Genomic DNA, 12344 nt, shown 5'->3' on the forward strand with positions numbered 1-12344 from the left:
TTCAAAATTCTTGAAGGAATTTCATTCGCTGGACCGAATTTATTAAATTATCCAACTATTTTATACACTATTTATTTATAATAATTATAAAATAGTATTGATTTTTTACTGATAGATGTTATCATTGTTTATGGGTTAAATAATATGAAACTATGAGGTGATTCGATTTATGATTAATGATAAAAAAAATCTAACTACCAGTTGGGGTGCTCCTGTTGGAGACAACCAGAATTCAATAACAGCCGGTTCCCGCGGTCCAACATTAATTCAGGATGTACACCTTTTAGAGAAACTGGCTCATTTTAACAGAGAACGTGTGCCTGAGCGCGTTGTTCATGCAAAAGGTGCAGGAGCACACGGATATTTTGAAGTAACAAATGATTTAACAAAATATACTAAAGCTGACTTTTTATCAGAAGTAGGAAAACGCACACCGATGTTCGTTCGTTTCTCAACAGTAGCTGGAGAAAACGGCTCTTCTGATACAGTGCGCGACCCCCGCGGTTTTGCATTGAAGTTCTATACAGAAGAAGGAAACTATGACTTGGTCGGAAACAACACACCTGTGTTCTTCATTCGCGATGCTATTAAATTCCCTGATTTCATTCACACTCAAAAGCGTCATCCGCAAACGCATTTGAAAAATCCAGATGCGGTTTGGGATTTCTGGTCTCTTTCACCAGAATCTCTTCATCAGGTAACGATTTTGATGTCTGACCGCGGAATTCCTGCAACATTCCGTCATATGCATGGATTCGGAAGTCATACATTCAAATGGACAAACGCTGAAGGCGATGGCGTATGGATCAAATATCACTTCAAAACAGAACAGGGCATTCAAAACCTCGCTCCGGAACTTGCAGCTAAAATTGCTGGAGAAAACCCGGACTACCATACTGAAGACCTATTTAATGCAATTGAGAAAGGCGATTTCCCAGCATGGAAAATGTATGTACAAATCATGCCTTTAGAAGATGCAGACACCTATCGCTTCGATCCATTTGATGTTACAAAAGTATGGTCTCAAAAAGATTATCCGTTAATTGAGGTTGGCCGCATGGTACTCGACCGCAACCCGGAAAACTATTTTGCGGAAGTAGAGCAGGCAACATTCTCACCTGGAACACTCGTGCCTGGAATCGACGTATCTCCAGACAAAATGCTTCAAGGCCGTTTATTTGCCTACCATGATGCAGCCCGTTACCGTGTAGGTGCGAACCATCAGGCATTGCCGATTAACCGCCCTAAAAATGAAGTCAACAATCACCAGCGTGACGGTCAAATGCGCTTTGACAACAACGGCGGCGGCTCTGTCTACTACGAGCCAAACAGCTACGGCGGACCAGCAGAATCAGCTGAAAACAAGCAGGCTGCTTTCCCGGTTCAAGGAATTGCAGACAGCGTCTCTTACGATCATAACGATCACTACACTCAGCCTGGAGATCTCTATCGTCTCCAAAGTGAAGAAGAGCGCGCACGTCTTGTTAAAAACTACGTTGACTCAATGGCCCCTGTCACAAAAGAAGAAATCAAACTGCGCCAAATTGCGCATCTGTATAAAGCTGATCCGGAATTCGGGAAGCGTGTAGCACAGGGACTTGGACTTCAGGTTCCGCAGCAGGTTTAAGTAAATTGAAGGTATAGCTTTACAATTCGTTCTCAATTTTATTCTCATTTTTGCATCCGCTTTGTTGGCGGGTGCTTTTTTTTATTGATTTAAGGTTGTAGGAACGTTTTCTTGTCTCCCCGGTAACAGGTAAATTCAAAGATTTTAGCAGTTTACTGGCTATATGAATAGAAGATAGATTGAGGAAATTTCGGAGCTCTTTGTTTGTAATACTTTGATTAATAAGCAGGTTATAGTCATCTAAAGATTCAATATGAGCATCTTTTGAAAAAACAGAGCACTTCCGGCATATCCATCTTCCCCTCCCTCTCTGCATAAGCGAAGCTGAACATGCCGGGCAAAAGACACCCTTAACAAGCTCCTTCTGGCTGATTGTGAACTGCTGAAGAATATTTACATCTGCTGGGCAATGCTCTTTTACAATCCTTCTTGAAAGCTTCTGAATGAGTTTAGAAGTATACATTTCTTTCTGGTGAATTTTTCGAAGTGTCTCGGTTTGCGCTGGAAGTTTTGCATTTAAAATCACTATTTCAAAGATATGCTGATTATCCGGTAAAGTTCTGAGGATTGCACGCGGGCTTGTAAAGATGACAAGCGGTTCAACAGGAATAAACGGAAATTTATTCAACTGAAGCCATTTATTAAATTGAAAGCATTGTCTCTCAACCTGAAGAATTGGATCAGGAAATGCTTCTTCCTTCTCATCTAGAGTTCTAATAAGCTGATGAAAATGAGAGTCGAAAAAAATTTTCCCTGCAATATTTTTCACTTCCAGAACGAGAATAAACCATTTTGACAGGATAAGCGTGTCAATCTGAAAATAGTGTGTTCCATCATATAGTCTAATATCATGAAATATGAAGTAGTCTTCTTCGGCAAGAAAACTAAGCGGATAATCAATACTTAACTCTCCCCTATAACCTGCCATTCTTTTTGCTAAAACTTCTTTAATATGGGTTCTTTTATGATGATCAGGAGGAAGTCTTCTTAACAATGCTTCAAGTTTATGAATATAAACTGGGGTTGAGTGAGGTTTAACGATCATTCCATCTCCCCTTATAGATTAGGATGATGTAATTGTACTATTTCTTTGAATCGATGTAACCGCTGAATATTTAAGTTTTCATAGAAGAAAAACCGTTTTTCGCTGCATAAAATATAAAATTATTCAAGCTAATTGAAAGATATTTCCTTATAAAAGAGCTTTTTAGCAGGTAATTAAAAAGGTACGGCATACTTAAAAATTTGCGAGTTTCAAAATAACAATATAAATTCGATTATCTGGAGCTTCGTTCATTAAACATTTAGCTGAATTTCGATTTTTTATAGCTGAAATCCGAATTTTTTTAGCCGAAAATGCAGAATTTCTAGCTGATTTCAGGGTTTTTTTAGCCAAGATGAAAATAACACGTTTCATCTAATGTCTGTATCTAGCCAAGATTTCTATTTTCTAACTGATACTTCTTTATTTTAGCTGAAGTCACCCTTTTAAATCTTAATCTACGATACAAAAAAACAGCCGCTCCCCAGCGGCTGCCAACTCAATAAATATCCCTGCGCGAAAACACGATAAACGAAACAATCAGTCCGGCTGCTGCCCAGATGCTGAGAACACTCATGGAAAATCCCAGTGTCATCCCGTTTATAGGAGGCGCCATGCCGGCTACGTAATCGGTCAGTCTTAGGTTGACCATGAAAAAGTACTTGGCTGATTCCCAGGAGGAAACCATATTTGCAAGTATCGCTCCTGCAATCAATGCGGCGAGCATCACTCCCATAACAGAGGCGGTGCTTTTCATAAGCACGGAGAGAGTAAAGGTCAGGGTTCCGACAACAAGCGCCACGAACCACACAAGTCCGAGCTCCATCAAAATGTACTGCCACTGTTCAACCAGCCGGACCTGATCGGTGTTTAAGTCCTCTCCCTGGACTGTAAACCCAGTTAGGATCGGCATATTCCAGCCGCCATATCCAAAGACGATTCCTGATATGAGATAGGACAGTAATCCAAGGGATAATACGATAAAAGAAACCGACAAAATTAATGTGATGTACTTGCTTAATAAAATCTTCCACCTTTTTACCGGCCTGGTTAACAGCAGCTTGATTGTTCCCCCTGTTGCCTCAGAGGAGACGAGATCGGCTGCGATGACCATGATCATCAGCGGCAGCAGGAGGTCAATCGAATTCTCCGCAAACATTCTCATAAAGGTTGGTGCTCCGGGAGCACTTGGATTAATGTCGTTATCCAGGTAATATTGCTGCTGCTCCATCCGGATTTGCAGATACTTCTTCCATTCAGCTGATATGCCGCTAGAGCTTAACCTGTTCTGCGCATTGATAATTTCCTGCTGCAATTGAGAACGCCAGTCGGTTGTTCCCAATTCTTCTTCAAGGGTTTTAGCTTCTTTCATTTGGGCATATGTGAAAAGTCCGACTAGTACAGCTAATATTCCGGCAATGATAAAAAGCCGCTTCTTCCGGATAATTTTGATCATTTCATTATAGACGAGGTTAATCAATGGTTTCACCTTCAGTCAGCTCGATAAATAAATCTTCAAGTGTGGGCAGTTTTGTCTGGATCTCCCGCACTTTTACACCTGCTCCAACTAATTTCTCATTCCAATCAGGAATGCTTTCTTCCTCATTATAGGTAACGATCCTGTCATTATAATCGGTAAGCAAGGTTGTTTCTGCCGCTAAGATGGCCTTTCCTTTTTCAAAAGGATCAAGTCTCCAGATGACTCGCTCTTTTTCAGCAAGAAGATGCTCTACGGTGTCGATCTTAAGAATGGCACCTTTTGAAATAATCGCAACCCGGTCACACATTAATTGAATCTCACTAAGCAGATGGGAGGAAACAAGGACACTCAAGCCTTCTTTTTCCGCTAAAAATCGAATGAATTCCCGCATTTCTCTAATGCCGACTGGATCAAGTCCGTTTGTGGGCTCATCCAAAATCAGCACGTTCGGCTTGCCTAATAATGCTTGTGCAATCCCCAGGCGCTGCCTCATTCCAAGGGAATAGGTGCTTACCCTGTCGCCAATTCGATTTTGCAGACCGACAAGCTCTACTACTTCATCAATCCGCTCCATTGGAAGGCCGGGAACCATTCTCCAGAAATAGTGAAGGTTCTCAAGTCCCGTCAAATAAGGATACAGCTCTGGATTTTCAACAATACAGCCGATATTTTTGATCGCATTTGAAAAATCGGATTTAAGATCGTGGCCGCAGATGGTAATCCTGCCGGATGTCGCTTTAATCAATCCGACGAGCATGCGGATCGTTGTTGTTTTGCCTGCGCCATTCGGGCCCAGAAATCCAAATACTTCTCCCCTATGAAGCTGAAAAGAGATGTCTTTGATGATTTCTTTTTTGCCTATTTTCTTCCGGAGATTTTCAACAACCAATGTTTCATTTGAATTATTCATCCTGATTATCCTCCCCGCTGAATACGATCAAAGATGACAGCCGTTCTCCTATCAGCTTGTAGCCTTCCGAATTGGGATGAAACTTGTCACTGTACAAATAATCGTTTACATTCTGCTCAAATAAATCAAATGTCGGGACCATGACAACTTTTGGATATTTCGCTGCAATTTCAGCAGAATCAAAATTCCATTGCCTCACAATGGCAGAAGTTTTTTTTGCATCCTCCAAATCATTAAAGGGATTGTAGAGACCTACGTAATAAACGGATGCTTCCGGATTAACCTTGCGTATTTCCTTAATGACTTTATCTAAGTTCTCTAAAAAAACAGCTTTAACTTGATCATTTTCCTCAGAAGATAAATGTTCAAGTGCTTGTCCGCCTTGAAAAAGGTCATTTCCCCCGATGGTCATGATAATTGCATCTGCCGTTCTGACCTGTCTTCTGATCTCAGGTTTTTGAAGCTGCTTGACTGCCTGATCCGAGACTTGGCCTTTGATCGCTAAGTTAGAAAGCTTAATCTCCCGCTCTGTTTTTTCTTTAAGATCATCTACTAAATAGCCAATATACCCTTTGCCTGACTGATCACCTGTTCCTCGTGTCAATGAATCGCCAAGCGCTACAATTTGATAGTCATCATCCATGCCGCTCACTTCAGCTTCAGCAGATGAATCCTGGTTCACTTGAGAATCCGGTTTGCTGAAAAAATAATCATTTATCGTCCAGCACAAGCCGAAAATCCATAATACTGTCGCGAGCACGGATAAGATAGCAATAAACTTCGCTGTGTTTATCTTCAAACGATCACCTTTTCTTCCTAATTAAAAACTTGTTACCCAACAATTTACATGATTTCAAAACATATAAGCAACTAAGAACGCTTCCATTTTCAGATAATCTGCAGGCTTGTTCAAGTAATTGCCATATTGATTTTTGTTTGTGCATAAAGAATTTTGCAGCTGATGCCCTGATTAATCAATCGGTACTCTCCCCGTTATTTATAAAGGAGTCAGCGTCGATAAAGGGAAATGAATATAAACCCTTACTTGCCCTGTAGGCTCGTGCTGAAGGAACTCTGAGTTGAGCGTGAAAAGGTTCTCTTTATGTCATCAAACATCCAGCTTTTTCGTTCGGCAAAGCAAAAAAAGCCTGCCCGAATCCGAGCAGACTTTATGGTCTCAATTATTTATATATTTCTCAAAAACTTCGCCGAAATCTTTAATATGATATTGCTCGCGTACAGAGGTCATCCATGTAAAGCCAAAGTCGGTTAAATCTCTGTAAGTATCGGAGAGCTTGTTATGATCCGTTCTTGAATTTTGAAGGATGTTTACAGCTTTATCAAGACTGCTTGATGCCATATCTATGTATATAGCATTTTCATGTGATATTTCAGCTATGCGAAGAAGAGATTTATATAAATCCTTCAGCTGTTCAATCTGATCTTTCCTTACATCAATATCAAACCTCTGGCTGCCGAGGCTGAATTTAATTTCTACATCCATATCGATTTTTCCTGCTGTTTCAAGCAGAACATCTGAAAATTTATACTGGGCGTAGGGATAGCGTTTTAATGTTCTTTTAGAAGAAACGGCATTTGCCCCGTCTACATGAATAAAAGAAAGATTTGTAAAGCAGTATTCATCTGCCTTTGTCTTAATTAAAAAATAGATTTTCTCATTATCCTCATGCATCACATAATCATCTGCATCTGTTTTGTCATAATCAGCCGGACTGATAATTGTCCCAATATCGGATAACCCTAATGCCTCTGAAGCTAGTTTTTTAAACATGGCTTTTCATCCTTCCTGGTTTAGCATCTCCCTAATTTTAACAAGAGACTGTAAAATTGAAAACTGTTAATTATGCTTACAACTATTTGAACTGTATTTTCTGAAATAAAGAAAGACAATAAAATACACGTACACGTATTTCCAGCTCTGCATATCCTATTGAATGAACCTTTCAGGGAGAACTTTAGAGTAGGCGGTCAAGCTATGAGCAATAAAGAAAAAGCGGTATTCGGAGCATGGATCCAGGCTATTGGAACAGTAACTGCAGCCGTTGGAAGTACTCCCTCAAAAGTACTCACAGACCAGCAGCTTGAAAATTTAAATTTATGGGGAAATATTCTGCAGGGTACTGGTAACGCTATACTCGCCGATACAGAAGATACATTTACCTTAAATAAAATCGGCAATATGATTCAGGCAATCGGAAATACTACTGTAGTCACAGGAATCATCATTGATTTCAGCGAACGCACTCAAACACTCCTTGATGTTCAGGGTAATCTCCTTCAGGCAACAGGCGGCGGAGCGGCTCTTGCAGATGCATTTGGGGAGGAAAGATCGATTGAACAGTTATATTCGATCTACGGCAATCTTCTGCAAGTCATAGGGAATTCCATGCAGGCCATTGCTGGAGGCATGGAGCTGCGGAATGAAGATCCGGGAAACATCAACGTAGCCGGAAGCTGGATTCAGGCAATCGGTTCGATTATTTCAGCCATCGGAGAGACAAAATACTAAAAAGGACACCATTTCCTGGTGTCCTTTGCCCATTTTTCCCCTTGCCATTATAACTATATTGAATTAATACACGATATTGTATTTAATAGTGATAGAAGCTTACTAATGAGGTGTGAAGAATGAATAAGACAGTCAGTTCAAATTACATCCAGCAGCATCTTGCGAATGAAAGGACTTACCTTGCATGGATCAGAACTTCTATTGCAATTATCGGAATTGGATTTTTGATGACAAACATCCATTTCACCTTTTTGCCTAAGCTCTCCTCTCTTACTGATACCGTCACAATGGGCACTGGCATTGTTTCTATCATCTCAGGAATTGCGATTGTCCTTTTTTCCACGTATGACTATCTGAAAAAGATGAAACAGATTGATGCCCAGACGTTTGAGCCTTCAAAGAATATCGTTATTCTTCTCTCTTTTATTATTTTAATTTTCATTCTTGGATTTGCCTTTTATTTTATGATGATCATATAACAAAAAAGCAGCGGAAAAATCCCGTTGCTTTTTTTTATAAAATGTCCATCCAAATCTACAGGCTCTCATTCGCCCTTCAGATAAGAAACAGTCATTCCTTCTTCCACAAGCATTTCGCCTGTCATAATGGATGATCCTCCTTCTTACCAATAATTTTACATGATCCAGGTTGTGAAATTATGTGAATTTGTGTTAATAATAGGTTATCCATTCATACAAAAGCAGGTGAAAAGATTGTTAGCACATGATCGTCATCAAAATATTTTGGAATATTTACGAAATAATAAATCATTAAAGGTCTCTTCGATCACCAAACTGTTCGGAGTATCTACCGAAACAGTACGCAGGGATTTAGAACATCTCGAGAAAGAAGGGTATTTACGAAGGGTAAGGGGAGGAGCAGTCTTAGACAATGTGAACAGCCAAGAAGTCAATTTCACATTGAGGGAAGCCAAAAACATTCAGGAAAAAAAGGAAATAGCAAAAATTGCTGTACAATATGTGACGGAAGGTCAATCCATTGCGTTGGATGTCAGTACAACTAATACTGAATTTGCGAAGGAATTAAAACAGAGGTTTCAGAGACTTACCGTTATCACAAATTCGTTAATCATTGCTAATGAACTTTCAGATATGCCTCAATATACAATTTTGATGCCCGGAGGTGTACTTCGAAATGAAGAATTATGCCTGGTAGGTCATTTAGCAGAGGAATTTTTCAAGGGGTTTCACATTGATACGTTTTTTATGAGTGTAAGTGGTATTTCTTTGACTGAAGGACTTACAGATTACGGGTTAGGAGAATACCAAGTGAAAATGAGTATGCTTGAAAACTCTCAAAATGTCATTGTGCTGGCTGATAGCAGCAAGTTCGATGTTGCATCTTTGTTGAAAGTTTGTCATTTTGACAGAATCGAGCGCATTATTTCTGATTCCAAACTTTCAGAAAAAGTCCTGCAGAAGTACAAAAACGAAGGTATCGAAATTGCGAATAAGTCTATTATTGAGGAAAAGTGACTGTCCACTTTCCCTCTTTTTTTGCCCTTTTCGTAAATATTGTTATCTAAAAAGTCCTCAGTCATCCTTTTTCAAAAATACCCCATCCCCCTCGCTTCAATAAATTCAACATTACTTGATAATATAGTTAATCCATAGAGTGTAAATATATAGAAAATTGTATAAATGTGTTGTTTTAAGTTTATTAACAAATATTCAACAATAATTTACACAATTATTAAATAAAATCAATAATCGATGAGTATTATTTATGGATGAAAGAGGTTTTTTGTGCAATAAAGTGTTATTTTGTGTTATTCAAAAACGGACAACTTAAAGGCCCAAGTCAGCAGATGTATTTCTGTTTTTATTACCTGCTCTCACCTTTAATGTGGGACAAAAAAATAATTAATAGAGAATGAAAGGAAATGGCATTTTGGAAATTAAAGGGATTTTGTTTGATAAAGACGGAACGTTATTACAATTTAGGGAGATTTGGATTCAAATCTCTTATGAAATTATTGATGAGCTACTAAACAGGATAGAAGATAAGGGCAATACAACATTAAAAGAGAAGCTGTGTCATGCAATAGGGTTAAGAAACGGAATAGTTGATGAAAAAGGATATTTAGCTTGCGGAACATCATTAGATATGGCCGATGCATTTAATAAAATACTCCCAAAAGATATGCCGCATTTGCACCAGTGGCTGTCTGAGCGTTTGTTAGCAAAGACGAAAGAACATATAGATAAAATAAAACCGGTTTGCGACCTGTCACTGCTTTTTTCTTCCTTAACGCATAAGGGGATCATAGCAGGGATCGCTACGGCAGATGACTATGAGACTACAAAACTTTGTTTACAGCAATTAGGCATTTTAAATGATGTTCAATTTTTAGGAACAGCAGATTTATATAAAAAAAAGCCCTTTCCTGACGTGGTTGAAGAATTCTGCAAAAAGTTTCATCTAAAAAAAGAAGAAGTTGTCATTGTTGGAGATACAATCATTGATATGCAGCTGGCTAAAAATAGCAGTGCTCGTTTCGGAGTAGGTGTTTTGTCAGGAGTTGGTTCTTATCAAGAACTATATCAGCTAGCTCACTTTGTTATTCCGAGTGTCGATTATCTTATTGATGGAAATGACAGGTTCATCTGGGAGTAAAGTTTATGTCATCTATATCTATAGGGCAAGTCCATAAATTAGGATGAGAAGGAGGTGATCGGTCACTGGCATCTCAACAAGCAAATGATTGAGTTATTACAAAATATTACTTGAGTTTCAAGGAGTTTAGTTTTAACATACGCACCATTGAAAAACTTATTTCAGAATGAGAAGAAAGTGATTATTACAGCCGTGACTTCTGCTGAAAGCATGAATCAGTAAATTTGCAGAGCCGGAAAGAAAAAACGATATCAATGAATGAAACGTTTTGACTACACTAAATTTCATGAAAAGAGGAGTAAATCAATGAGCAATGATCAATCACAAAATAAAACAGAAGAATTATCGCATGTTGATACTTTTAACCAAGGAATGGACCGACGCAGCTTTATAAAAAAGACAACTGGAGTGGCCGGAGTTGCTTTAGGTTTAACTCTTGCAAGCTCACTGCCTGGCATACCAGTAAATGCAGCATCAATCACTTCCAGCCCTTCCTTTTTAAATCCAAAAGGAAAAAAACCTAATTTAATATTTCCAGTTATAAGCGATGTTCATATCAATGCGGACAGTAATAATACATTAGAAAAATTCACCACTACTCTAGAACAATTAAACCGGGCAGTGCCAAAGCAGCACGCTTTTGTAGTTGTTGGTGATTTAACAGATAATGGTGTTACTGCAGAGTATGACAAGTTTATGTCTGCTTACAATACCAAAAAACAATCTAAAGCAGTTTCTATGTTTGCAATCGGAAATCATGACTACTGGAATGGATTATCAGTAACTGATGCTCAAAAAAGGTTTTTCGAGAAAACAGGAATGAAATCTATTTACTATCACAAGGTAATCAAAGGCTATCATTTTATTGTTTTAGGCACAGAAGATGGCAGAACAGAAGGAACATTTTCACAAAAGCAAATTGATTGGCTTGGTGAACAATTAAGGCAAGCAAACGCTGATGATCCAAAAAAACCAATTTTCGTCTTCCACCATCAGCCTATCAAAGATACCATTTATGGAAGCGAATGGGGCTTCTCAGAAAACAGAGACCTTTTTTACAATACGCTGAAAGAATATCCGCAAGCCATTACTTTTTCCGGTCACACACATTACCCTTTAGATGATCCAAGAATTATCCATCAAAAAGATTTTACTACTATTGGGACTTCTACAGGTGCTTACCTGTGGCTTGATAGCGGAAGAATTCAGGGAGAAGTGCCTGAAGGCGCAGATATACTGAATCAAGCTCTTGTGGTAGAGGTTTATGACAACAAAGTTTTGCTTCATCGCCGCGATATTCATAAAAATGCTTGGACAGGAGAACCATTTGAGATTAGCTATCCTGCTGATAAGCGTAAATTTAAATATACAGAAGATCGAGACAAAAATGCACCTTTCTTTAAGCCAAATTCAATGCTTGCCATTGATCATGAAAAAACGACGGCTGCCAGTTTAGCAATCATGTTTACTCAAGCTAAAGATAATCTTCTCCTGCACGACTATAAAGTAGTAGTGAAAAAAGCAGAAACAAAGGAAATTGCTAAACAATTCCTTGCGTTCTCAGAGTTCTACAAAGATCCTGTACCAAATCCATTGACATTGCCAATCGACGGATTGCTCCCTAATACATTATATGAGATTGAAGTACATGCCCTTGATGCATATGGAAATGTAAGTAGAAATTCTTTGAAAGTATTAGGAAAAACATTGGACGGGGTGGTTAAAGATATAACGATTACCTTATCCAAAAATGAGTTAAGTGGTGTAGATGATACTGTGGAAGTTTCGGTTGAAAATGCCAGAATCCCTAACGGTGACTGGATTGGTATATATGAAGTAAATGAAAAACCGGGAGATATTGCTTCAATATGGTGGATGTATACTAAAATAACAGATGGAACATGTAAATTTACTTATGACCCAAAAAACAATGCAAATCCAGGCAGATACAAAGAAGGTGCTACATATAAATTCGTCTATTTCTATGGCAGCGGATATGAGTCTGCAGCTTCAACAACATTCACAGTAGGAAGTAAAGAATAGTATTAGTAATATCTTAAAATTTAAAGTATAGAACTGTATATAAGATCATTAATCATATTTCAAGGAGGGAACAGC

At 38.6% G+C, this 12344-nt stretch carries 11 protein-coding genes; 6 read left to right on the plus strand and 5 right to left on the minus strand.

The window, feature by feature from the left end:
• The first annotated feature begins 169 nt into the window (after positions 1-169).
• Entirely contained in the window at positions 170-1627 is a 1458-nt protein-coding gene (gene katA / locus QLQ22_RS22625; RefSeq protein WP_223438214.1) for a catalase KatA, read from the plus strand.
• A 19-nt stretch (positions 1628-1646) separates the two neighbouring features.
• On the opposite strand, the gene QLQ22_RS22630 is transcribed toward katA, so the two are convergent.
• From QLQ22_RS22630 to QLQ22_RS22650, 5 genes are all read right to left on the minus strand, one after another.
• Positions 1647-2672 (minus strand): nuclease-related domain-containing protein, encoded by a 1026-nt coding sequence (locus tag QLQ22_RS22630; protein ID WP_284015619.1) that lies wholly within the window; start codon positions 2670-2672, stop codon positions 1647-1649.
• Between the two features lie 496 nt (positions 2673-3168).
• Positions 3169-4149 (minus strand): ABC transporter permease, encoded by a 981-nt coding sequence (locus QLQ22_RS22635; protein ID WP_252207489.1) that lies wholly within the window; start codon positions 4147-4149, stop codon positions 3169-3171.
• Complete coding sequence (locus tag QLQ22_RS22640; protein WP_284015620.1) at positions 4142-5059, minus strand: ABC transporter ATP-binding protein; 918 nt, start codon at positions 5057-5059, stop codon at positions 4142-4144. Before QLQ22_RS22640 ends, QLQ22_RS22635 begins: the two co-directional genes overlap by 8 nt.
• Complete coding sequence (locus QLQ22_RS22645) at positions 5052-5858, minus strand: SGNH/GDSL hydrolase family protein (protein ID WP_284015621.1); 807 nt, start codon at positions 5856-5858, stop codon at positions 5052-5054. Before QLQ22_RS22645 ends, QLQ22_RS22640 begins: the two co-directional genes overlap by 8 nt.
• A gap of 378 nt (positions 5859-6236) precedes the next feature.
• Positions 6237-6851, minus strand: coding sequence for a PH domain-containing protein (locus QLQ22_RS22650; RefSeq protein WP_223438224.1), 615 nt, complete (start codon positions 6849-6851; stop codon positions 6237-6239).
• 204 nt (positions 6852-7055) lie between these two features.
• Between QLQ22_RS22650 and QLQ22_RS22655 the strand changes: the two genes are divergently transcribed.
• The 5 genes from QLQ22_RS22655 (at position 7056) to QLQ22_RS22675 (ending at position 12269) form a co-directional block, all read left to right on the plus strand.
• On the plus strand, positions 7056-7589 hold the full coding sequence (locus QLQ22_RS22655; protein ID WP_223438227.1) for a DUF6944 family repetitive protein: 534 nt from the start codon (positions 7056-7058) through the stop codon (positions 7587-7589).
• A gap of 119 nt (positions 7590-7708) precedes the next feature.
• Positions 7709-8068 carry a YidH family protein gene (locus tag QLQ22_RS22660; RefSeq protein ID WP_223438229.1) on the plus strand — a complete coding sequence of 120 codons (360 nt, stop codon included), beginning with the start codon at positions 7709-7711 and terminating at the stop codon, positions 8066-8068.
• 234 nt (positions 8069-8302) lie between these two features.
• Complete coding sequence (locus QLQ22_RS22665; protein WP_223438230.1) at positions 8303-9085, plus strand: DeoR/GlpR family DNA-binding transcription regulator; 783 nt, start codon at positions 8303-8305, stop codon at positions 9083-9085.
• A 415-nt stretch (positions 9086-9500) separates the two neighbouring features.
• Entirely contained in the window at positions 9501-10226 is a 726-nt protein-coding gene (locus QLQ22_RS22670) for an HAD family hydrolase (protein ID WP_284015622.1), read from the plus strand.
• 306 nt (positions 10227-10532) lie between these two features.
• A complete protein-coding gene (locus tag QLQ22_RS22675) occupies positions 10533-12269 on the plus strand; it encodes a metallophosphoesterase family protein (protein WP_284015623.1) in 1737 nt (578 codons plus the stop codon).
• The last annotated feature ends 75 nt before the right edge of the window (positions 12270-12344 follow it).

Origin of the sequence: Metabacillus hrfriensis (genome assembly GCF_030127205.1) — a bacterium.
Classification (GTDB): Bacteria; Bacillota; Bacilli; order Bacillales; family Bacillaceae; genus Bacillus_P; species Bacillus_P dongyingensis.

What these genes read in the sequence shown, in the direction of transcription:
- QLQ22_RS22650 (WP_223438224.1), bottom strand. Translation starts at nt 6,851, where the DNA reads ATGTTTAAAAAACTAGCTTCAGAGGCATTAGGGTTATCCGATATTGGG.
- QLQ22_RS22655 (WP_223438227.1), top strand. Translation starts at nt 7,056, where the DNA reads ATGAGCAATAAAGAAAAAGCGGTATTCGGAGCATGGATCCAGGCTATT.
- QLQ22_RS22675 (WP_284015623.1), top strand. Translation starts at nt 10,533, where the DNA reads ATGAGCAATGATCAATCACAAAATAAAACAGAAGAATTATCGCATGTT.
- QLQ22_RS22660 (WP_223438229.1), top strand. Translation starts at nt 7,709, where the DNA reads ATGAATAAGACAGTCAGTTCAAATTACATCCAGCAGCATCTTGCGAAT.
- QLQ22_RS22640 (WP_284015620.1), bottom strand. Translation starts at nt 5,059, where the DNA reads ATGAATAATTCAAATGAAACATTGGTTGTTGAAAATCTCCGGAAGAAA.
- QLQ22_RS22630 (WP_284015619.1), bottom strand. Translation starts at nt 2,672, where the DNA reads ATGATCGTTAAACCTCACTCAACCCCAGTTTATATTCATAAACTTGAA.
- katA (WP_223438214.1), top strand. Translation starts at nt 170, where the DNA reads ATGATTAATGATAAAAAAAATCTAACTACCAGTTGGGGTGCTCCTGTT.